General features: G+C 73.3%; 16 protein-coding genes. 8 read left to right on the top strand and 8 right to left on the bottom strand.

Features of this window, described 5'->3' with window-relative positions:
• Nucleotides 1–24: 24 nt before the first annotated feature.
• Entirely contained in the window at nucleotides 25–1,179 is a 1,155-nt protein-coding gene (gene mycP, locus HHX35_RS10345) for a type VII secretion-associated serine protease mycosin (RefSeq protein WP_182898629.1), read from the bottom strand.
• A 209-nt stretch (nucleotides 1,180–1,388) separates the two neighbouring features.
• On the opposite strand from mycP, the gene HHX35_RS10340 reads away from it, so the two are divergent.
• A complete protein-coding gene (locus tag HHX35_RS10340) occupies nucleotides 1,389–3,137 on the top strand; it encodes a biotin carboxylase N-terminal domain-containing protein (RefSeq protein ID WP_182898628.1) in 1,749 nt (582 codons plus the stop codon).
• Nucleotides 3,138–3,165: 28 nt separating this feature from the next.
• Here HHX35_RS10340 and HHX35_RS10335 read toward each other — a convergent pair whose 3' ends face one another.
• Nucleotides 3,166–5,076: an asparagine synthase-related protein gene (locus HHX35_RS10335; RefSeq protein WP_182898627.1), complete on the bottom strand. Its 1,911-nt coding sequence runs from the start codon at nucleotides 5,074–5,076 to the stop codon at nucleotides 3,166–3,168.
• 256 nt (nucleotides 5,077–5,332) lie between these two features.
• Between HHX35_RS10335 and HHX35_RS10330 the strand changes: the two genes are divergently transcribed.
• Together HHX35_RS10330 and HHX35_RS10325 are read left to right on the top strand one after the other, a co-directional pair.
• Nucleotides 5,333–6,730, top strand: coding sequence for a hypothetical protein (locus tag HHX35_RS10330; protein ID WP_220505301.1), 1,398 nt, complete (start codon nucleotides 5,333–5,335; stop codon nucleotides 6,728–6,730).
• Nucleotides 6,731–6,920: 190 nt separating this feature from the next.
• A complete protein-coding gene (locus HHX35_RS10325; RefSeq protein WP_182898625.1) occupies nucleotides 6,921–8,162 on the top strand; it encodes a pentapeptide repeat-containing protein in 1,242 nt (413 codons plus the stop codon).
• Nucleotides 8,163–8,173: 11 nt separating this feature from the next.
• On the opposite strand, the gene HHX35_RS10320 is transcribed toward HHX35_RS10325, so the two are convergent.
• Nucleotides 8,174–9,202 carry an ROK family transcriptional regulator gene (locus tag HHX35_RS10320; RefSeq protein ID WP_182898624.1) on the bottom strand — a complete coding sequence of 343 codons (1,029 nt, stop codon included), beginning with the start codon at nucleotides 9,200–9,202 and terminating at the stop codon, nucleotides 8,174–8,176.
• Nucleotides 9,203–9,248: 46 nt separating this feature from the next.
• Here HHX35_RS10320 and HHX35_RS10315 point away from each other — a divergent pair, with 46 nt between their 5' ends.
• The gene (locus HHX35_RS10315) at nucleotides 9,249–10,418 is read left to right on the top strand and encodes an MFS transporter (protein WP_182898623.1); all 1,170 of its coding nucleotides are present in this window, start codon (nucleotides 9,249–9,251) and stop codon (nucleotides 10,416–10,418) included.
• A gap of 21 nt (nucleotides 10,419–10,439) precedes the next feature.
• Here HHX35_RS10315 and HHX35_RS10310 read toward each other — a convergent pair whose 3' ends face one another.
• Nucleotides 10,440–11,834 carry an NAD(P)H-quinone dehydrogenase gene (locus HHX35_RS10310; protein ID WP_182898622.1) on the bottom strand — a complete coding sequence of 465 codons (1,395 nt, stop codon included), beginning with the start codon at nucleotides 11,832–11,834 and terminating at the stop codon, nucleotides 10,440–10,442.
• A gap of 140 nt (nucleotides 11,835–11,974) precedes the next feature.
• Here HHX35_RS10310 and HHX35_RS10305 point away from each other — a divergent pair, with 140 nt between their 5' ends.
• From HHX35_RS10305 to HHX35_RS10295, 3 genes are read left to right on the top strand one after another with little or no spacing between them, the layout of a single operon-like run.
• Nucleotides 11,975–12,427 (top strand): gamma-glutamylcyclotransferase, encoded by a 453-nt coding sequence (locus tag HHX35_RS10305; protein WP_139573495.1) that lies wholly within the window; start codon nucleotides 11,975–11,977, stop codon nucleotides 12,425–12,427.
• Between the two features lie 53 nt (nucleotides 12,428–12,480).
• A complete protein-coding gene (locus HHX35_RS10300; RefSeq protein ID WP_396779991.1) occupies nucleotides 12,481–13,278 on the top strand; it encodes a purine-nucleoside phosphorylase in 798 nt (265 codons plus the stop codon).
• Between the two features lie 9 nt (nucleotides 13,279–13,287).
• The gene (locus HHX35_RS10295) at nucleotides 13,288–14,922 is read left to right on the top strand and encodes a phospho-sugar mutase (protein WP_182898620.1); all 1,635 of its coding nucleotides are present in this window, start codon (nucleotides 13,288–13,290) and stop codon (nucleotides 14,920–14,922) included.
• Nucleotides 14,923–14,928: 6 nt separating this feature from the next.
• Here the strand turns inward: HHX35_RS10295 and HHX35_RS10290 are convergent, their stop codons facing one another.
• The 3 genes from HHX35_RS10290 to HHX35_RS10280 are packed head-to-tail and all read right to left on the bottom strand — an operon-like array spanning nucleotide 14,929 to nucleotide 19,549.
• A complete protein-coding gene (locus tag HHX35_RS10290) occupies nucleotides 14,929–16,380 on the bottom strand; it encodes an alpha/beta hydrolase (RefSeq protein WP_182898619.1) in 1,452 nt (483 codons plus the stop codon).
• Nucleotides 16,381–16,421: 41 nt separating this feature from the next.
• Nucleotides 16,422–18,818 (bottom strand): FtsX-like permease family protein, encoded by a 2,397-nt coding sequence (locus HHX35_RS10285; protein WP_182898618.1) that lies wholly within the window; start codon nucleotides 18,816–18,818, stop codon nucleotides 16,422–16,424.
• A complete protein-coding gene (locus HHX35_RS10280; protein WP_182898617.1) occupies nucleotides 18,815–19,549 on the bottom strand; it encodes an ABC transporter ATP-binding protein in 735 nt (244 codons plus the stop codon). Before HHX35_RS10280 ends, HHX35_RS10285 begins: the two co-directional genes overlap by 4 nt.
• A 98-nt stretch (nucleotides 19,550–19,647) precedes the next feature.
• Here HHX35_RS10280 and HHX35_RS10275 point away from each other — a divergent pair, with 98 nt between their 5' ends.
• Nucleotides 19,648–20,256, top strand: a complete 609-nt coding sequence (locus HHX35_RS10275) for a DNA-binding response regulator (protein ID WP_285781549.1) — start codon at nucleotides 19,648–19,650, stop codon at nucleotides 20,254–20,256.
• A gap of 47 nt (nucleotides 20,257–20,303) precedes the next feature.
• Here the strand turns inward: HHX35_RS10275 and HHX35_RS10270 are convergent, their stop codons facing one another.
• Nucleotides 20,304–22,445, bottom strand: coding sequence for a histidine kinase (locus tag HHX35_RS10270; protein WP_220505249.1), 2,142 nt, complete (start codon nucleotides 22,443–22,445; stop codon nucleotides 20,304–20,306).
• Nucleotides 22,446–22,461 lie beyond the last annotated feature (16 nt).

Here is a 22,461-nt window from a genome sequence, read left to right as displayed (position 1 = left end):
CGTCAATTACTCAAAGCCGACGAGTCAACCCTCGCGGCCGGGGCGCCATCTTCTGCGCCTGCCCATCGGCACGAACACCCGCACGGCCACGATCAGTCCCACACCGCACAGCGCCGCCGCCGCGATCGCCAGCGCCAGGTCGATCGCCTCCCGGTCCACCGGAGCCGCCCTGCTCACCGCGTTCTGCGGCAGCGGGGCCGGCGCCGGCGGCGCGATCACGGGGGCGTCCACTGCCTCCAGCGGCAGGATCGCGGTGACGGCGAGCATCGGGTTCACCATCCCGGCGCCCGTGCCCGTCCCCACGCCGCCGTCCGCCGTGGCGGTGATGCGCCACCGCACCCGCTCCTGGTTCAGCTCCGGATGGCGGGCGCGCACCAGCGCCGCCACCCCCGCGACGTACGGCGCGGCGAAGCTGGTGCCTTCGAGCCCGCTCATGTACGACCGCCCGGGCCACGTGGAGGTGATGTCCTGGCCCGGCCCCAGGACGGAGACGGGAGTGATGGTGTTGGAGAAGTCGGCACGCCTGCCGTCCGGAGTGGCCGACCCCACGGCGAGCACCCCCGGGTAGGCGGCGGGGTAGGAGGCCTCCGGCGTGCCGTCATCCGCGGTCGTGTTGCCGGCCGCCGCCACGATCACCGCGTCCTTGCCGAGCGCGTACGCCACGGCCTGCCTCAGCTTCGGATCGTCGTGGGCGTCGATCGACACGTTGATCACGTCGGCGCCGAAGTCGGCCGCGTCCACGATGGCCCTGGCCAGCGTGTCCGGGTCGCCGTTCTCCTCGTTCGTCTGCTTCAGCGAGATCAGCCGCACGCCCGGCGCGACGCCGATGAAGGGGACGCCCTTCACGTACTGTGCGGCGATGATCCCGGCGACGGCGGTGCCGTGGCCGACACAGTCGCGATGTCCCGTCCCGGTGTAGTCCACGTCCTTGGCCACCCGGATCTGGGGATGGGTCAGGTCCACCCCGCTGTCGATGACCGCGACCGTGACCCCCTCACCCGTGGTGAGCGGCCACAACCGCTTCGGGTCGAGCCTGCGCTGCGCCCACGGCTCGGCCACCCCCATGCCGCCCTTGCGCGGCACGCACCGCACCGGCGCGGCGCGCGCCTGGGCGGGCGGCGCGGGCGGTGCCATGAGAAGCAGCGCCAGCACGGTCGCCAGAAGGCCGGGTCCCCGCATAAGTGATCAGCCTAACGAACCCGACCGGCGATGCCGCTTCAAAACATGCCGGTTCAAACCCGGCATACCGGTGATGGGGACGTGGAGGGGTGGGGGCGAGGCACGACACCAGTCCCACTCAGTAAGGGGGCGGACGCCGTCCAGCGTCGCCAGGTGCATAAAATCCACCAAGGCTCGTAACCCAGGGGTCCGACGGAAGGATGGACGCGGTGCACAAGGTCCTGATCGCCAATCGCGGCGAGATCGCCGTACGGATCGCCCGGGCCTGCGCAGACGCCGGGATGTCCAGTGTCGCGGTCTACGCGGACCAGGACCTGGACGCGCTGCACGTGCGGGTGGCCGACGAGGCGCACGCGCTCGGCGGGCAGAGCCCGGCCGAGACCTACCTCGACATCGACAAGATCCTGTCGGTGGCGAAGAAGACGGGCGCGGACGCCGTCCACCCCGGCTACGGCTTCCTCGCCGAGAACGCCGGCTTCGCCCAGGCCGTGCTCGACGCCGGCCTGATCTGGATCGGCCCGCCGCCCTCGGCGATCACCGCGCTCGGCGACAAGGTCCAGGCCCGGCACATCGCGCAGCGCGTGGGCGCCCCGCTCGTGGCCGGAACCCCCGACCCGGTCTCCGGAGTGGACGAGGTCGTCGCCTTCGCCGCGGAGCACGGCCTGCCGATCGCGATCAAGGCGGCGTTCGGCGGCGGCGGGCGCGGGCTCAAGGTGGCCCGCACCATGGAGGAGATCCCCGACCTGTACGAGTCCGCGGTGCGCGAGGCCGTCACCGCCTTCGGGCGCGGGGAGTGCTTCGTCGAGCGCTACCTCGACCGGCCGCGTCACGTCGAGACCCAGTGCCTGGCCGACGCCCACGGCGACGTCGTGGTCGTCAGCACCCGCGACTGCTCGCTCCAGCGCCGGCACCAGAAGCTGGTGGAGGAGGCCCCGGCCCCGTTCCTGACCGACGAGCAGCTCGAACTCCTCTACTCCTCCTCCAAGGCGATCCTGCGCGAGGCGGGCTACGTCGGCGCCGGCACCTGCGAGTTCCTCGTCGGCCAGGACGGCACGATCTCCTTCCTGGAGGTCAACACCCGGCTGCAGGTCGAGCACCCGGTCAGCGAGGAGGTCGCCGGCATCGACCTGGTCCGCGAGATGTTCCGCATCGCCGACGGCGAGCCGCTGGGCTACGACGACCCCGTGCTGCGCGGCCACTCCATCGAGTTCCGCATCAACGCCGAGGACGCGGGCCGCAACTTCCTGCCCGCGCCGGGGACGATCACGTCGATGCGCGTCCCGTCCGGCCCCGGCGTGCGGCTGGACGGCGGCTACGAGACCGGCATGAGCGTGCCGCAGGCGTTCGACTCGCTCGTGGCCAAGTTGATCGTCACCGGCGCGACCCGTGAGCAGGCGCTGGAGCGGTCGCGCCGCGCCCTGGCCGAGTACGAGATCGGCGGCATGCCGACCGTGCTGCCGTTCCACCGGGCCGTGGTGGACGACCCCGCCTTCACCGGCGAGCCGTTCTCCGTGCACACCCGGTGGATCGAGACCGAGTTCGTCAACGAGATCCCCCCGTACGAGGGGGCCGTGGAGGCGGCCGAGCCCGCCGAGCGCGAACGCATCACGGTCGAGGTCGGCGGCAAGCGCCTGGAGGTCGTCCTGCCCGCGGGCCTGGGAACGGCCGGCTCCGCCCCGGCCAGGAAGGCGGCGCCCCGGCGGTCCGGCGGGGGCGGCGCCAAGAAGGCCGCGGCGAGCGGCGACTCCCTCGTCAGCCCGATGCAGGGCACGATCGTGAAGGTCGTCGTCGCCGACGGCGACACCGTCGAGCCCGGCGACACGATCGTCGTCCTCGAGGCGATGAAGATGGAGCAGCCGCTGACCGCCCACAAGGGCGGCACGATCACCGGCCTCGCGGCCGCCGTCGGCCAGACGGTCACCGCCGGGGCCGTCCTGTGCGAGATCAAGGACGCCTGAGCCTCCACCCCGGCCGTGGAGGCCCGCGTCACGCCCGTGCCCTCGAAGGCACGCGGCCATCGCCCCTGTGATCGTCCATCGGATCGGCGATCCGCATCGGCGCGTCCGCGGGGGGCGCGGAGCCGGAGAAGCCGTCGGCCACCATGGCGGCCACCGTGAACAGGTGCCACGCCACCTGGGGCCGCCGCGCCTTCGGCCGCCCCCCGGACATGGCGGACAGACCGGAGAACAGACCGGCGACCGCCGCCTCGTCCACGATCCGCGCCAGCTCGTCCGTGACGGCCGTCCCGTCCGACGCGAGGACGCCGGCGCGGAGCTCGGCGGCCAGTGCCTCCGGCATGTCGACGCGCCAGTTCCAGGGCTTGGGGCCGCCTCCGCCGGCGACCGGCGACGGGACGTCCCACAGGCGACGCCGGACGCGGCCCAGCAACGTCCGGCCCGCGGGCTCGGCGGCGAACCGCCACGGCCTGCCCTCGATCGGGACGTCCCGCAGCGCGGGCGCGAAGGCCACGATGCACCGGTGGACCACATCCTCGGAACGCCGCCACATCGGGTCGATGCTCAGCGCGGTCCGCACGACGAGGTTGTCGAGGAACGGCGGAACCGGCGTCCCGCCGCGCAGCAGCGCGGCCCGGGAGGCGGCGTGCCAGCGGCCGACGCGGTAGGTGAGATAGAGCCGGTCGAGCGTCCCCGCAGGGTCGTCCTCCCCGCGCCGCCGCCACGGCTCCGCCAGATCGCGGGCGTGATCCGCGGCCTCCCGGCTCAGCAGGTCGGCGTTCCTGGTGAACAATCCCTCGATCCTGCGCCGCATGGCGGTGACGGCGAGGTCCTCCTGGTTGTGGAGGAATCCCGCCCGCAGCACCTCTCCGCCGTGCCCGGACATCCGCGGCCTCGGGTCGAAGCCCGCCGCCTCCGGCACGTTCTCGTACGCCGACAGCATGCCCTCGCAGACGTGCACGACGTTGTGCGCGCGGACCCTGGGGTGGGCGACGACCAGGTGCGCGGCGTCCGCCGACCGCTTCGGCTCGACCGTCCGGTGCTCCACACCGAGGGCCGCGGCGACGCGCCGTGCCAGCACGACGTCGGCGGTTCCCTCACGCCCGGAGGTGGCCGTGGTGAACGGGATGCCCGCGTGATGGAGCAGCGCGGCCAGGAGCCTGCTGTCCCTGCCGCCGGTGAGCGACAGCCGTACGGGTTCCGTAACGGCCGCCAGCGGCCGCACGGCGGCCAGCAGCGCCGCGGCGAGCTCGTCGGCCTGGGCGCGCACGCCACGCGCGGAGCCGGGCCGGGGCCGCGCCTCCGGCGGCGGGGTCTCGCCGGTCACCCCCAGCCCCCGCACGATGCCGATCTCGGTGGCCGGCGGCAGCGCCCGCACCCCGTCGAACGGGGTCTCGTCGGACAGGAAGTAGCCCATCCGGACCATGGACTGCAGCGCCGGGAGGTTCCAGGCGAGGGCCGGACGGGCCGCGCCCGTCACCACGGCGCGGGCGACCAAGTGAACCAGCAGCGCCCGGTTTCCGACGACGTGGACGTCCGGAGTCTCCGCGTGGAACACCGGGCAGGCCGCCGTCATCCCCGTGGCGGCCGTCAGCTCGCCCTCCCCCGCGCGGAACACCGAGAAGCAGCCGCCCGTACGGCACGCGGTCTCCCCCAGGCGACCGGCCGCCGACAGGCGTGCGGCATCGGCGGGGTCGGCGAGGTGACCGGTGACACCGGTGACCCGCTCGCCCCTGATCAGGAGAGGCAGGGCGCCGTCCCCGGGCTCGTTCGACCACGACAGCAGCGCCACGTCGCCCGCGACGGACCGCCACTCCTCCGCGGTGACGGTCTCGGAGGGCACGGGGAAGGCACGGCCGATCGCGGCCCGGGCCGCGGCGAGCCCCACGGGAGGCAACGGCGCACCGGCCCGCTTGGCGGCGATGCCCAAGTAAACGCGCATCCGCCACCTCACCCGAAAGAGACGGGTCGTGCCGTCGTTGTCGCAACGCCTCGCAAGGCAACTCCTTGATCACGTCTTCGATCCATGAGGGGTTCGATGCGAGATCGCGGCGGACGGTTCGGCGGCCGACGCCACCGTCATTCGTCGGCAGGAGGACGCATGCCGCCACCCGGGTGCGGAACGATAGGTTTTTGTGGAGGAACCATCGCGCCCTGCCGTTCGTCCTGTAGGGCGAAGGAGGCTTGAAGCCGTGACCATGAAGACACCGCTCGGCCGGGTGGGGGCCGCCCTGGCGGCGCTGCTCGCCGGACTCATCACTCTGCTCGCGCTCGCGCCGTCCGCAATGGCGGCGGCTCCCCCGGACCCGACCACGGTCCTGTCGTCCTGGAAGAACGCCAAAGACCCACTGTTCGTCCAGAGCGGGTCTCCGCTCTCGTCGAGCCAGCAGAACGAGATCCGCCAGGCGCTGAAGGACTCGAAGTCCAAGATCTACGTGGTCGCCATGCCCGACGGCACCGTGAGCACGAGCCAGGTGAGCACCTACATCCCGCAGCTCCTGTCGGAGCTCGACAAGGCCGGCCGGTCGAGCGCGACCGTGGCCCTTCTCGACGGCAACAGCCTGTTCGCGGGGTCGACCGAGCTGCCCAGGAACGCGCCGGGCGTGCTGGCCCGGCTGTCCACCAGCTCCAACAGCGACGTGGTCACCGGCATGAAGGACTTCATCAACCGGGTGAACCTGGTGCGCGAGGGCGACGTCAACGGCGCCCGCGCCAAGGGCAGCACGGTCGGCGGCGGCGGCGGTTCGGGTGTGCTCGTCGGCATCCTGGGCATCGCGGTTGTGGGAGGTGCCGGTTTGTGGATCATCGGACGTCGCAACAAGCGCAAGCGTGAGGAGCGTGAGGCCGCCGAGCTCGCCGCCGTCAAGCAGACGGTCGAGGAGGACGTCACGAAGTTCGGTGAGGAGATCACCGCGCTCGACGTGGACGTCAAGATGCTCCCGCAGGCCGAGACGGCGAGCGACTGGCAGCGCGCGCTCGACTCCTACGAGCGGGCCAAGACCGAGCTGGACGGGATCAAGCGGCCCGAGGACCTGCGCACGGTGACCTCGACGCTGGAGGACGGCCGCTACGCGCTGGCCTGCGTGAAGGCGCGCGTGAACAACCAGCCGCTGCCCGAGCGGCTCCCGCCGTGCTTCTTCAACCCGCAGCACGGCCCGTCGGTCCGCAACGTGCGCTGGGCGCCCCCCGGCGGCGCGGTGCGCGACGTCCCCGCCTGCGCGGCGGACGCCGAGGCGGTGGAGCGCGGCTTCGACCCGCAGATGCGCGAGGTCATGGTGAACGGCCACCGCAGGCCCTACTGGGACGCCGGTCCCGCCTACCAGCCCTACGCGTACGGCTACTACGGCGGCTTCGGCGGCGGCGACCTGCTGACCGGCATGCTCGTCGGCACCATGCTCGGCAACGCGTTCGGCGGCTGGGGTCACGGCGGATACGGCGCCGGCTACGACTCCGGCTACGCCGCGGGCGTGGAGTCCGGCGGTGGCGACTGGGGCGGCGGAGGCGACTTCGGTGGAGGTGGCGGTGACTTCGGCGGAGGCGGCGACTGGGGTGGCGGCGACTTCGGCGGAGGAGACTTCGGCGGCGGCGACTGGTAACGCCTGAGCGCTTTCTGCACGGCATCGACGAGGGGCGGACCCGGGGGTCCGCCCCTTCGTCATGTCGGGGGCCGCGACCACGGGTTGCGGCCACGTGCACCACAGCCGGCGTCGCGGGGCCGGTCAGCGGATTGCAAGTGCGATTAAAGATCGCGTGGGAGACTCGGGATGTTCCCCTCAGGAGGCCCCCGTGCGTCGCTTCGCCCCCCTCTCCGTCGCCGCCCCGTTCCTGTCGCTCGCGTTCCTGTCGCTCGCGTTCCTGTCGCTTCCTGCGACAGCCGCTCACGCGGCCGCCGCGCCCTGCAAGCCGGGCAGCGGCGTCGATCTGCACGGCAGGAACCTCACCAGCGCCGCCCTCCCCCCCGTCATGCGGTGCGCCGACCTCACCGGCGCGAAGCTGGACGGGGTGGACCTGACGGGCAAGGACCTCACCGGGGCCGTCCTGCGCAAGGCCTCGCTGAAGGAGGCCGACCTCGGCCAGGCGCATCTCGACTACGCCGACCTGCGCGGCGCCGACCTCACCGAGGCCGACCTCGGCCAGATGCAGGCCAAGCGGGCGAACCTGCGCGGGGCGGTCCTCACCGACGCGGACGCCGTGCAGGCCGAGTTCCCGCATTCCGACCTGACCGGCGCGGTCCTCACCCGGGCCGTGCTCACCCAGGCCGACCTCACCGACGCGAGTCTCGTGGACGCCGACCTGAAGGACGCCACGCTCGGGCAGATCAAGGGCCGTAAGGCCGACTTCACCCGGGCCAAGCTCGGCGAGGCCAAGCTCGGCCAGGCTCATCTGGAGCACGCCTCGCTGAAGGACGCCGACCTGTCCGAGGCGGAGTTCACCCAGGCCGAACTCGACGGTGCGGACTTCCACGGGGCGAACGTCGACAAGGCCTCTTTCACCCAGGCCGACGACGTGGACCTCACCGGGGCGCGGGGCACGCCGGTCAACCTCCCCGACGACGCCGTCGCGCCCGGCGCCGCCGCCGGAGACGAACCGGCCGCGGACAGGACGACCTCCTGGGAGCAGGACGTGCCCGCGAACGCCGTCCGCCCGAGGGGCCCGTCGCCCGCGCTCATCCTCGTCGTCGTGTCCGGACTCGGCCTGAGCCTGACGCTGATCCTGTGGGGCGTCGCGCATCGGCGCAAGGAGCGGTTCGTGGCCGAGATGGCGGTGGCCAGGCACGCCGCCGAGGAGGACGTGACCCGCTTCGGCGAGGAGATCGACGCCCTCGACTTCGAGATGAAGATCAACCAGGTCAGCGGCCCGACACATGAGTGGCGCGCGGCACTCGACGCGTACGAGGCGGCCAAGCAGGCGCTGAACGTCGCCCAGACGCCCTACGACCTGCGGGCGGCGGCCACGGCGGTCGCACGGGGACGGCAGGCGCTGCACGAGGTCAGGTCACGGCTGTCCGCCACGGGCGGCCACCGCTGACCTCGGCGAGCTCACCGGCGGCCCTGCCCGAAGACGGCGTCGCGAGCGATCGAGAGGGCGGTGGAGACCGCGCCCCTCAGGACGGGATTGTCCGGGATGCCGCTCACGCGTACGTGCACGGGGACGGGCGAGACCTCCGCCAGGCGCTCGGCGACCAGGGCCGCCAGCGGATCGCCGCCCGCCAGGCTGGTGGCGCCGCCGAGGACGACGAGGCCGGGGTCGAGCACGGCCACGAGCGTGAAGGCGGCCGTCGCGACCCTCTCCGCCAGGGCCGGGAGGTCCAGTCCGCGTACGGCCTGCGCGCCCAGCAGGTCGCACACCTTGATGTCGAGCCGGCCGAGGAAGCCGATCTCGCCGGCGCCGCCGGATGCGCCCCGCCGGAGCCTGCCGTCCAGCACGACGGCCGCGCCGACGCCGTCGCCCAGCCACAGCAGGACGAAGTCGTCCCGCCCGGCGGCCGCCCCGGTGGCGTGCTCGGCGACGGCGGCCAGGTTGACCTCGTTCTCCATGATGACCGGCGCGTCGACCAGGGTGCGCAGAGCCGGGAGGAGCCCGGGTCGCCAGGCGGGCTCCGCGTTCCCGGCCGCGAGGTCTCCGGTCTGCGGGTCGACCATGCCGGGCGCACCGATCACGACGGCGTGCAGAGGACGTGAGCCGGCCGCCTCGGTGAGCGCCTCCGCGACCAGCGCGGGAAGGTTCTCCCCGATCGGCCGCGTCGCCTCGCCCATGGTGACGCCGGCGATGTCGGCGACCGTGACGTTGACGACGTCGCGCCGCACGTCCACCCCGCCCACGAATGCCCGGTCGGCGACGATCCCGTAGAGCCGCGCGTTGGGGCCGCGCCGGTCGCCGCCGCTCTCCCCCGTGACCTGGATCAGGCCGTTGACCTGGAGGCGTTCGATCAGGTCCGACACGGTCGGGCGGGACAGGCCGGTGAGCGCGCGCAGTTGCGGCGCGGTCAGCGGGCCGCGCTCCAGGAGCAGGTCGAGCGCGAGCCGGTCGTTGATGGCCCGGGCGAGCTGGGGTGTCGCGGTCTTCATGAAAAACCCTCTTTTTATCAGGAACCCTGCCTGTTAATTTATCTCCATGCGAGACAGACATCAACGGGCCACAGCCCTCGTCTTCGCCGTACACGGAGCGGTGGCGGGCACCCTCGCCACCCGGATGCCGTGGCTCCAGGACCACTTCGGCCTGGGCACGGCCGCTCTCGGGCTCGTCCTGCTCTGCCCGCCGATCGGCTCGTTCCTCGCGATGCCGATGACGGCGCGGCTGGCCTACCGCTTCGGGGCCAAGGCGACGACCCGGACCCTGCTGGCCCTGTGGTGCGCGACACTGGTCCTGCCCGTGCTGGCGCCGGGGCCCCTGTGGCTGGTGCCCGCGTTCCTCCTGTCCGGCGCCGCCGCCGGCATGTGCGACCTGGCCATGAACGCCCAGGGCGTGCTCGTCGAACGGCGACTGGGCCGCTCGGTCATGTCCGGCCTGCACGGCATGTGGAGCGTCGGCAACCTCTGCGGCGCGGGCATCGGGGCCGCCGCGGCGCAGGCGGGCCTGGACGCGCGCGCACATCTCACCCTCATGGCGGCGGCGCTGATCGCCGTGGGCGCCGTGGGAAGCCGTGTGCTCCTGGACGACACGCCCGCGCCGGACGAGAAGCCGCCGTCCCGCTTCACTGTGCCGCCGAGGGCCGTCCTGCTGATCGGCCTGATCGGCTTCTTCGCCACCTTCGCGGAGCGGGCCAGCGGCCAGTGGGCGGCGATCTACCTCACGAACGTGACCGGGGCGGGCGCGGGCCTCGCCGCGGCGGGCTTCACCGTGTTCACCGCGTGCATGGTCACGGTGCGACTCGCCGGAGACTTCGCGGTGCGCAGGCTCGGGCCGGTCGCGACGGTGCGCGCGGGGGCCGTCACGGCCGTGCTCGGCGGCGTGGCGGTGGTCGCGTTCCGCACTCCCGCACCGGTGATCGCCGGGTTCGCGTTGTTCGGCGCCGGCGTCGCCGTCGTCGTGCCCCTGGTGTTCGCGGCGGCGGGCCAGGTCGCCCGGACCCCCGCGGAGGGCGTCGCGGGGGTCGCGACGATCACCTGGATGTCGGGACTCGTGGCGCCTTCCGTCATCGGCTGGCTGGCCGGCGCGTTCGCCTTCCCGTTCGCGTTCGCCCTGGTGACCTGCATGGTCGGAGCGATGATCTGGCCGGCGCGCGCGCTGAGCCCACGCGCTGCCGCAGCCCGCGTCCCCGTGGGCGCGGCGTGCGCGGACTGACCCGGCGTGGAGCGGGGCGGGTCAGATGCCCCCGGCGGTCAGCGGGGACATGAGGCGGCGGGCGGCCTCGGTGATCGAGCCCGACAGCGACGGGTAGACGGCGAAGGTGTGCGCGAGCTGGTCCACGGTCAGGCGGTGCTGCACAGCCACCGACAGGGCCAGGATCAGCTCCGACGCGCGCGGGGCGACCACGACGCCGCCGAGCACGATGCCGGTGTTCGGACGGCAGAACAGCTTCACGAAACCGTCGTTGAAGCCCTGCATCTTTGCCCGGGCGTTGGTGGCCAGCGGCAGCTTGACGACGTTCGCCTCGATCTCGCCCGCCTCGATCTGCCGCTGCGACACGCCCACGGCGGCGATCTCCGGGTCGGTGAAGATGTTGGCGGCGACCGTGGCCAGCCTGATCGGCTGCACGGCCTCGCCGAGCGCGTGCCAGACCGCGATCCTGCCCTGCATGGCGGCGACCGAGGCGAGCATCAGGACGCCGGTGCAGTCCCCCGCGGCGTACACGCCGGGCGCGGAGGTCCTCGACACCTTGTCGACCTCGATGAAGCCGTTGCGGTCGAGCCGCACGCCGTTGTCCTCCAGCCCGAGCCCGGACGTGTTGGGGACCATGCCGACGGTCATGAGGCAGTGGCTGCCCTCGGCGGTGCGGCCGTCCTCCAGGGTCACGACGACGCCGTGCTCGGTGCGCTTGACCGAGGCGGCGCGCGAGCGGCCCATGACGTTCATGCCGCGGCGCCGGTAGACCTCCTCCAGCACCTCGGCCGCGTCGGCGTCCTCGTTGGGCATCATCCGGTCGCGCGAGGAGACCAGCGTGACCTCCGACCCGAGCGACCGGTAGGCGCCGGCGAACTCGGCGCCGGTGACGCCGGAGCCGACCACGATCAGGTGCTCGGGCAGCTCCTCCAGGTCGTACAGCTGGCGCCAGCTGAGGATGCGCTCGCCGTCGGGCTCCGCCCCGGGCAGCACGCGGGGGTGGGCGCCGGTCGCCACGATGACCACGTCGGCCCGGATCGTGCGGTCGCCCGCGCGCACCACCTGGGGATCGACCAGACGGCCCCGGGCGCGGATGACCTCGACGCCCTCGGCGGCCAGCCGGGCGGCGACGTCGTTCGACTGCGCCAGCGCGAGCTCCTTGACGCGCTTGTTCACGTCGATCATGTCCACGGCGACGCCGCCGGCGTCGTGGTCAGGGCCGCCGTCGAAGCGGACCCCCAGCGACGACGCGTCGAGAAGCGCCTGCTTGCGGACGGAGGAGGCGATCAGGGTCTTGGACGGCACGCAGTCGGTGAGCACGCACGCCCCGCCGGGTCCTTCCTCCTCCACGACGGTGACTTGGGCGCCCAGTTGCGCGGCGACCAGAGCCGCCTCGTATCCGCCGGGGCCACCACCGATGATCACGATCCTTGTCACATGCTCCATTGTCCCGCATCCTGGCTTCGCATTCCCGGCGAGGTGCGCGTAACGGGCTGACTACGCGGATTTTTCTCGCCACACCCCCGTGCGCGCGCTCCCCGTCCAACTTTCGGGATCTTGGTTTAGGCTTGTGTGCCGTGCCTGTTTACGCGGCCTACGGCAGCAACATGGACCCCAAGCAGATGGCGGAGTGGGCTCCCCACTCGCCCATGCGAGGAACGGGCTGGCTCCCGGGCTGGCGGCTCACCTTCGGCGGCGAGGACGTCAGCTGGGAGGGCGCTCTCGCCACGATAGTCGAGGACGCCGACGAGCAGGTATTCGTCGTCCTGTACGACGTGCCGGAGTGGGACGAGGCATCCCTCGACCGCTGGATCGGCACCGACCTCGGCCTCTACCGGAAGCTCCGGCTCCGCGTCGCGACACTGGAGGGCGACGTGCTCGCCTGGTCGTACGTGCTGAACTCCTATGAGGGCGGGCTGCCGTCGGCGCGTTACATCGGCATCCTGGCCGAAGCCGCCGAGAAGGCGGGCGCGCCCGACGACTACGTCACCTCGCTGCGCACCCGTCCCTGTAAGAAGCTCGGCGACTGACACGGGCCCGGCTCTTATCGGCCGGGTTCATGCTCTTCTGTACCCTCAGCAAAGTGACCCCATATGACCTGGCGGCCGAGGCCGCGACCACGCTGAGGAACCTCACCGGCATCCCTTCCTTCGACGTCGCCCTCGTCATGGGCTCGGGCTGGGTCCCGGCCGCGGACGCGATCGGCGAGACGGTCGCCGAGCTCGCGGTGACGAAACTGCCCGGGTTCTCCCCTCCGGCGGTCGCCGGTCACGCGGGCACGGTGCGCGCGGTGCGCACGGCCGCCGGGCTCAACGCCCTGATCTTCCTTGGACGTACGCATTTGTACGAGGGCCGCGGGGTGGAGCCGGTGGTCCACGGGGTGCGCACGGCCGTCGCGGCCGGGGTGCGCACGGTGGTGCTGACCAACGCGGCGGGCGGGCTGCGGCCGGAGACCCAGAAGGTCGGCGACCCCGTCCTGATCAGCGACCACATCAACCTCACCGGCGACAACCCGATCACGGGCGCGACGTTCATCGACCTCACCGAGGTGTACTCCAGGCGCCTGCGCGACCTCGCCCGCGCGGTGGACCCCACGCTGGCCGAGGGCGTCTACGTCGCCTTCCGCGGCCCGACGTACGAGACGCCCGCGGAGATCCGCATGCTGCGCACGCTCGGCGGCGACCTGGTGGGCATGTCGACCGTGCTTGAGGCGGTCGCCGCCCGGGAGGCCGGGGCGGAGGTGCTCGGGATCTCCCTGGTCACCAACCCCGGCGCGGGCCTGGCGGGCGAGCCGCTCAACCACGAGGAGGTCCTGGAGGTCGGCCGGGCCACGGCCGCCCGGATGGGCGTCCTGCTCGCCCAGGTCGTCGACAAGCTGTAGGGGGCATCCATGACCGATCTCGTACGGCTCGCCGAAGAGTGGCGTGACCAGGACCCCGATCCCGAGACGCGGGCGGAGCTCGACGCGCTCCTGGAACGCGGCGATCCGGCCGCCCTGGAGGACCGCTTCGGCGCGAAGCTGGAGTTCGGCACGGCGGGCCTGCGCGGCGCGCTGGGAGCCGGGCCGAACCGGATGAACCGGGTCACGGTGATGCGGGCGGCCGCCGGGCTGGCCCGCGTCCTCGGGCCGGGACGCCACGTGGTGATCGGCTACGACGGGCGGCACAAGTCCGACGTGTTCGCCGCCGACACGGCCCGCGTGCTGACCGGGGCGGGCCTGCGCGCCTCGCTCATGGCCGGCAAGTGGCCCACCCCTGTCCTGGCGTTCGCCGTGCGCCACCTGGGCGCGGACGCGGGCGTCATGGTCACCGCCTCGCACAACCCTCCCCAGGACAACGGCTACAAGGTCTACTGGGGCGACGGCGCGCAGATCGTGCCGCCGATCGACCAGGAGATCTCCGCCGCCATCGACGCGGTCGGCCGGGTGGACGCCCTCCCGCTGGGCGACGACTGGCAGACCCTCGACCACGACGACATCGTCGTGCCGTACCTGCGGGCCCTGGCCGCGCTCCCGATCGGCGACGCCCGCGAGATCGCGGTCGCGTACACGCCGCTGCACGGGGTCGGCGGCGCGACCGTGTCCGAGGCGTTCCGCGTGGCGGGCTTCGAGGTGCCGGTCACGGTGAGCCGGCAGGCGATGCCCGACCCGGACTTCCCCACCGTGGCGTTCCCCAACCCGGAGGAACCGGGCGCCATGGACCTCGCGCTCGAACTCGCCGCCGCGACCCGCGCCGACCTGGTGATCGCCAACGACCCGGACGCGGACCGCTGCGCGGTGGGCACCCCGCTGCCGGGCGGCGGCTACCGCATGCTGACCGGCGACGAGGTGGGCGGCCTGCTGGCCGAGCACGTGCTGCGGCACACCGCGGGCGACGACCGGCTGGTCGCCACCTCGATCGTGTCGTCGTCGCTGCTCGCCAAGATCGCCGCCGGTCACGGCGTGCGACACGCCGAGACGCTGACCGGCTTCAAGTGGATCATGAAGACGGGCCCGGGGCTGGTCTTCGGCTACGAGGAGGCGCTGGGCTACAGCGTGGGATCGGACGCCGGACCGCCGGTCCACGACAAGGACGGCGTGGGGGCCGCCCTCACCGTGGCCGGGATGGCCGCGGCGGCCAAGCGGGACGGCAGGTCGCTGCTCGACCTGCTGGACGACCAGGCCCGCCGCTACGGCCTGCACGCGACCGCCCAGCTCTCCGTCCGGGTCGATGACCTGTCGTTGATCGCGAAGGCCATCGAGCGCCTGCGTACGCACCCGCCGATGGAGCTGGCGGGCCGGACGGTGGAGTCGGCCGAGGACCTGTCCCAGGGGGTGGCGGGGCTGCCGCCGACCGAGGGCCTGCGTTACCGCCTGTCCGGCGGAGCCCGAATCGTCGTCCGGCCCAGCGGCACCGAGCCCAAGCTCAAGTGCTACCTGGAGGTCGTCGTACCGGTCGAGGGCGACGACGTCGCCCCCGCCCGGGTCCGGGCCGCGCAGGACCTGGAGGACCTGAAGAAGGACCTCGCCGTCGCCCTCGGCCTTTGAGCGTGCCTACCGGCAGATCGTGTCCCGGGCCGGCCGACTGCCGGTGACCAGGAACGTGGTGACGGCGTCGTCACCGCATGCGTTGCCGTTGACCAGGTAGGACCCGTGCCCGCCCGAGTCGACGGCGACCATGCGCGCCCGGCTCCCGAAGGCCTCGCGCATCCGCAGGGCGCCGCTGTACGGCGTCGCCGGGTCGCGCAGGTTCTGCACGAGCAGCACGTTGGACGGTCCCTGCGGCGTGACCCGCACCGGCGCCTCCGCCGGCCGGTAGGGCCAGTAGGCGCAGGGACCGATGTTCACCGGCATGCCGCCGGTGAGCGGGTGAGCCGCCCGGTCGCGGGCCACCAGCCGCCGGTGCAGGTCGACCGAGCTCGGCCACTCGACGTCGTCGCAGATCGTCGCGGCCACCGAGGCCGCGGCGTTCTGCAGCGCCGCGTCCGGCGCGGTGGAGGGCTCGGGGAGGGGCCCCGAGCCGAGGCCCGCCCGCATGAGCCCGGCCAGGGTGGGGAACCCGGTGTCGGAATACAACGCGTTCAGCATGGTCTCCCGCAGGACCGCGCCGTCGAGCCGCGGTGGATTGGCGCCGGACCACGGGATCGGGGCGCGGTCCAGGCGCTCGGCGAGGTCCAGGAAGGTGCGGCGGACCGCCGCGGCGTCCGTCCCCAGGCCGTACTCGTCGTCACGGGCGGCGGCCCAGGCCGCGAAGTCGGGGAAGCGGTCCTCGACGCCCACCGAGTAGTTGGCCAGCCAGCCGCGGGCGACCTTGTGCGGGTCGGGATCGTCGTTGCTGTCGAGGATCACCCTGTCGGTCCTGCCGGGGAACATCGTGGCGTAGACGGCCCCGGCGTACGTGCCGTAGGAGACGCCCCAGTAGGACAGGCGGTCCTCCCCGAGGGCCCGGCGGATGGCGTCGATGTCCCTGGCCTCGTTGCGCGTGCTGATGCTGCGCAGCACGGGGCCGCCGTTGCGGGCGCAGGCCTCGGCGAACCTGCGGGCGTACGCGACGTTCTCCCCGATGTCACCGCCGGCCGAGGGGTAGGGCTTGAGCCGGCTGGGCGCCAGGTCGTCGTGCGCGAGCCCGCAGGAGACGGGCGAGCTCTGGCCGACGCCCCGAGGGTCGAAGCCGACCAGGTCGTAACGGTCGAGCACGGCGCTCGGCAGGCGCTTCGCCATCGTGCTCGGTCTGCTCAGGCCCGGGCTGCCCGGTCCTCCGGGGATGAGCAGCAGCACGCCCCTGCGCAGTCCCGGCCGCGCCGTACGGATCCGGGAGACGGCCAGGGAGAGCGTGCCGCCCGGCTTGCCGTACGTGAGAGGGACCTGGAGCGTCGTGCACTCCTGGCGGGGGTCCAGCCCGGCGGCGGTGCCGCAGGAGGTCCAGGTCGTGGCGGCGTGAGCCGCGACCGGGGTAGCGGTGAGGGAGATCAGGGCGGCTGCGCCGATCGAGGCGATGCGGTTCATGATTCTCGGCTTTCGATTCGTGTGGGGGTGCGGCGGCCCGGTTACTGGCGGGCGCCGATGGTCTCGGCCGGGCGGGCGCGCAGGGCGAGACGCGCGGGGAGGCTGGTGGCGACCAGGGCGAGCGCGGCCACGGCGGCGATCACCAGCGCGTAGCCGGCCGGGGGGACGTACGGCAGGGCCGACCCGGTCATCCCCCTGCTGAAGGCCGACAGCGTGATCAGCGCGATGCCGGTCCCGGCGAGCACGGAGACGATCAGCGCGGTCAGGGTCTCCAGGCGGAGCATGCGCAGCACCTGCCGCCGGGTCGCGCCGACCAGGCGGAGGAGGGCCAGCTCCCGCGATCGGTCCGTGGTGGACATGGCCAGCGTGTTGACCACGGCGATCGCGCTGAACGCGATGATCAGGCCCATGGCCACGTAGTCGACCTCGGCGTTCGGCGTCTGCGTCCCGGTCCCCTCCGCCGGCGACACCAGCGGTGCCACGGCGGCCAGGGCCGCACGCGAGACCGAGGGGGCCTCGACGAGCAGGGTGCCCGAGGGATCGTCGACATGACCGGCCACCAGCGCGTACGGCAGGGTCAGGTCGCCGAAGCCGAGGCCGCGGGAGTAGATCGCCGCGACCTTCAGCTCCGCCGGGGTCCCGTCGCCAAGGGTGAGCTTGAGCGCCTCGCCGACCGACAGCCCGAGCCTGGATGCCGCCGACTCGCTCAGCGCGGCCGACCCGGCGCCGAACCCGTCGAGCGAGCCGGACACGACGCCGAGGTCCACGGCCTGCCCGATCGGCCGCTCGCCGCCGTCGACGCCCTGCGCTCCGTACTTGTCCAGCCCGACGCGCACGGAGGTGCGCACCACCGAGGTGACCGCCTTCACGCCCGGCACGCGGCGCACCGCGTCCGCCGTCGCGCCGCTCACCACGTAGTCGGCGTGGGTGCCGGCGGCGGCCTGCGCGGCCGACGCGTGCCCCATCGTGGTCTGGGTGAACAGGATGGTGCAGGTCATGGCCACCAGAAGGGTCAGCGGCGCCATCACGGAGGCCATCCGTCCCGGGCCCGTCCGCAGGTTGCGCGCCGCCAGGTATCCGGCGCGGGAGGCACGCAGCGCGATGCCGAGCAGGGCGGTCGCGGCGCGGGCGAGCACCGGTCCGAGCAGGGTGACGGCCACCGTCCAGACGAGCGCGGTCAGCATCGTCACGGGGCTCGACGCCGCCTCGGTCTCGAGTCCCGACAGCACCAGCGTCAGCACGATCCCGCCGGCGACGCAGAGGACGCCCGCGATCGACCGGCCGAGGGGCAGGCGGCCCTCGCCCATGGCGGCCTCGCCCAACGCCTCGACGGGACGGATCCGCGCGGTCCGGCGGACCGAGAGGCGGGTCGCGGCCCAGGCCGCCGCCACGGCGGCCAGCAGGGCGGCCGCCGCCGGGAACGGGCTGACCACCAGGCGCAGGTTCTCCGGCATGGCGCCCAGCTCGACGAACCGGCCGCGCAGCCAGAACCCGAGGGCGATGCCGGCCGCCGATCCGATGACGCCGGCCGCGAGGCCGACCAGCAGCGACTCGCCGCCCAGCAGCCTGCGCACCTGCCCGGGCGTGGCGGCGACCGCACGGAGGAGGGCGATCTCGCGCCGTCGCTGCTGAACCGCGAGGGCGGCGGTGCCGGTCACGACGAGGATCGCCACCAGCAGGGACGTGCCGCCCAGCGCGCCGCCCAGGCTGATCAGCCGCACCCGCGCCTGCTCCGCGTCGAGGAACTCCACCGTGCCGCGCTCGTCCCCCGTATGAGCCACGAGGCGCTCTTCTGTGGAGAGCACCGACGACACATCGACTCGGGGGAACACGCCGATCGCGGTCACCAGGCCCGGGCGTCCGGCCAGCCGGCGGGCCTCGGACGTCGAGAAGAACACCGTGTCCTGGCTCGGCAGGGCCTGCGCGGTGACCCCCACGACCCGGTACGCCTCGCCCCGCACGCGCAGGGCCGCGCCCACGGACAGGCCGGAGCGGGCGTCCACGACCACCTCGTGGTCCTCACGCGGCGGGCGTCCCTGCGCGATGGCGAACGGCGTGAGCCCCGCCGACTCCCACCCGTGCCCGAGTGCGTGTCCGTTCACGGGGAACGTCACCTCGGTCAGCACCTTCGAGACGCCCGGCAGGCCGCGTAGCCTCGCGGCCGCCGCCGCGGGGATCCAGACCCGCTCCGAGAGCGGCTTGGCCTTCGTCTTGACCTTCCCGGAGGACTTGGTCACGGTCTCGTGGACGTTCTGGTCGCCGGCGACGATCAGCGGCGCCGCCGCGTAGCGCTCCGGCGCGACCCCGCCCCGCAGGCCGGTCTCCAGCAGCATCAGGCACGCGCAGACCAGCGCGGCGGCACACACCAGCGCCACGAACGCCCCCGCGAACGCCGCCCTGCGGTGCCGCAGGGTCTTCAGTGCGAGTCCGGTGATCATGCCGCGTACGCCCCCAGCCTCGTCATGCGCTCGGCGACCATCTCGGAGCTCGGCGCGGCCATCGCGTCCACGATCCGGCCGTCGGCGAGGAACAGGACGGTGTCGGCGTAGGAGGCGGCCACCGGGTCGTGGGTGACCATCACCACGGTCTGGCCGAGGCTTTCCACCACCTCCCGCAGCAACCGGAGCACGTCACGGGCCGTCATCGTGTCGAGCGCGCCGGTCGGCTCGTCGCCGAAGACCACCTGCGGCCGGGTCACCAGCGCCCTGGCGATGGCCACCCGCTGCTGCTGCCCGCCGGACAGCTGGGCGGGGCGGTGCCCGGTGCGGCCCGCGAGCCCCACCCGCCCGACGATCTCCTCAAGCCACGCCCGGTCGACCCGTGCCCCGGCCAGCCGCATCGGCAGCGTGATGTTCTCCAGCACGGTCAGGGACGAGACCAGGTTGAACGCCTGGAACACGAAGCCGATCCGCTGCCTGCGCAGCTCCGTCAACCGGGTCTCGTCCATGCCGGACAGCTCCGTGCCGCCAAGCCGCACCGAGCCGGAGGAGGGCGTGTCCAGCCCCGCAGCGCAGTGCAAGAACGTGCTCTTGCCCGAACCCGACGGTCCCATCACGGCGGTGAAGCTCCCGCCCGGGATGTTCACCGAGACCTCACGCAGGGCGGCCACCGCGCCCTGTCCCTTTCCGTACACCTTGCTCACCGCGTCAAGTCGAAGCACCTCTGTCATGTGCTCAAGCCTGCCGACCAGCGGACATGCGGCCCAGAGACGGCTTCACCTCCTGCCCATGACGTCCTCATGATCCGGACACTGGTAGACATATGTGCGTGATTCGCGTACTCCTTGCCGAGGACCAGCACGTCATCAGGAGCGCCCTCGCCGCCCTGCTCGGGCTGGAGGAGGACCTGGAAGTCGTCGCGACCGTGGAGTCCGGAGAGGCCGCCCTGGCCGCCGCGCTGGTCCACCGCCCCGACGTCGCAGTCCTCGACATCGACATGCCCGGGAGGCTGGACGGCCTGGCGGCCGCCGCCGAGCTCCGCACGCGCCTGCCCGCCTGCCGCGCTCTCATGCTGACCGCGTACGGCAAGCCGGGTCACCTGCGCCGCGCCCTCGGCGCCGGTGTCGCCGGATACGTGCTGAAGACGGCGCCGCCGGACGAACTCGTGGCCGCCATCCGCAAGATCGCGGCCGGCGAGCGCGTGCTCGACCCCTCGCTCGCGGTCACCGCCTGGGACCTGGCCGACAACCCGCTCACCCCGCGCGAGGCGGACGTGCTCCGCCTGGCCGCCTCCGGCGCCGACGCCACGGACATCGCCGCGCGGCTCCACCTGGCCGCGGGCACCGTGCGCAACTACCTCACCGTGATCGTCACCAAGCTCAACGCCCGCAACCGGACCGACGCCGTGCGCATCGCCACCGAGGCCGGCTGGATCTAAGGGCCGCCTGGATCTAAGGGCCGGCTGGATCCAGGGGCCGGCTGGATCTAGGCGGGCACCGGCGCGCGGTGCGGCACGCAGGCGTCCAGCGTGAATCGGTCGCCGTCGACATGCGAGGTCAGCCGGCCGTCCAGGGCGGCGAGGCGGGTGGTCAGGTTGCCGATGCCGGACGACCCCCGCCGCGTCTTTCCCGCGCTCACCCCGTCGTTGCGCACCCGCAGCCGCAGCCCGCTCTCGTCGGCGCGCATCGTGATCGCGCAGTGGCGGGCCTCGCTGTGCCTGAGCACGTTCGTCACGGCCTCCCTGAGCACGGTGCCCAGCACGGTCTCGACCTCCGCGGGCAGGTTCGGCTCGACCGGCTCCACGGTCACCCGGATCCCGGCGGCCGACAGCACCGTGCGCGCCGACTCCACCTCGGCCGCCAGGGACAGCTCCCGCTGCTCGCCCGACACCGAGCGCAGGTCCGCCTGCGCCCCCTCCGCCATGGCGACGATCTCCTCGACACGCTCCCGCGGGCACTTCAGGCGACGGGCCAGCTCACAGGTGAGAAGGATCGCGGCCAGGGAGTGCCCGAGCAGGTCGTGCAGGTCGCGGGCGGCCCGCAGGCGCTCCTCCACGATCGCGGAGCGGGCCAGGCTCTCCCTCGCGGCCTGGAGCTCCTTCACGATCTGGGCCAGGCGGAGCAGGGCGTAGACCACCAGCCCGGTGACGAGCGCGCTGACCGTGCTGTTGGCGAGGACGGGGGCGGGCAGGCCGAACAGCATCCCGGCCCCGGCGACGCTCGCCACGATCGCCGCCGCCATCGGCCACGCCACCCGCCATGGGAACGCGAGCAGGACCGGTCCGGCGAGGAAGCCCGCCGCTCCGAGCCAGACGGGTCCGAAGACCGGGATGGGCGCGTACGTGAGCACCGCCATCACGGTGAGCGCCGCCATGTGACGCCCGTTGACGGAGCGGAGCTGCATGACGACGATCACGGCGAGGCACGCCGCGGCCGGGATCACGAGAGCGCCGGAGAGCTGGAGCAGCGCCTTGACGCTGAAGCCCACGAGGACGGCCGCGAGCACCGTGACCGACACCGCGTACGACGCGTCGTGGGCGAGCTTCGGCAGGGGCCGTCGCCGCCTTCGGTCCGCCGGGAGTTCGGGAGCGCGGGCGTCGCCGGCGCCCGTCTCGCCGGGCGCCGCCTCGATGGAAGGGCCGCGGGGAAGCGTCGCCTCCACCACGAAGCGTCCGGAGGAGGACAGACCGGTGGTGAGGGTGCCACCCGCCTCCTCCAGCCGGAGGCCGTCGAAGTCGGGGCCCTCGGCGGTGCGGTGGCCGTCGTCGACGACCCGCAGCCGCACCCTGTCCCCCTGCTCGTCTCCCTGCTCGCTCGTCTCGATGACGCACAGCCGGGCGGTGCCCCGCCGTACGACGTCGGTGACGGCCTCGCGCAGCACGCTGGCCAGCAGCGCCCCGCCGGGACCGAGCGGCTCGGTGTGGCCGCCACGCACCTCGACCGCGATTCCCGCGGCGTCGAGCATCGCCCGCGCCGTGACCAGCTCGGGAGCGAGGGAGGTGGCGCGGTAGTTCGCTGAGGCGGCGCGGGCGTCGGTCAGTGCCGCACGCGCGGTGGCGGTCACCGAGGCCAGCACCTCGGCCGCGCCGTCCGGCTCCGCGAGCACGCGGCGGCCGCCCTCGACGATCACCTCCAGGCTCCGCCCGAGGCCGTCGTTGAGCTCGGCCGCCAGGCGCAGCCGCTCGGCGGCCACGGCCGCGGCGGCCAGCGAGAGCCGGGCGGCGTGCATCTCGCCCGCGCGCTCCACGAGCCGGGTGAGGCCGAAGACGACCAGCGAGACCAGCACCACGGTGATCGTCGCGTCGGCCGTCGCCCCGCCGCGGGCGGCGTCGATCAGCGCCGCGCTCGCCACCACGAGCGGCGCGAGCACGCGCGCGGTATCACGATGGGCACGGGTCAGCAGCAGCGAACCGGCCAGGAACCCCAGGATCCCGGTGGAGACGCCGCCGGCGACGCTCGCCGTGTAGACGAGGACGGCCTGCGCGGCCAGCAGCCACCACTTCCTGAGCGTGAGCAGGTAGAGGACCTGCACGCCGAGCACCGCCAGCGCGATCGGCGCACCCGCGACCACGTAGACGCTCGCGAGCGCGGCGAGCACAACGACGACGATCACTCGCGCCAGACGCACTCAGACCCCTTCGGCA

It is taken from the genome of Microbispora sp. H10830 (genome assembly GCF_014161375.1).
Classification (GTDB): Bacteria; Actinomycetota; Actinomycetes; order Streptosporangiales; family Streptosporangiaceae; genus Microbispora; species Microbispora catharanthi.
This window is presented reverse-complemented; position numbering and strand designations above follow the sequence as displayed.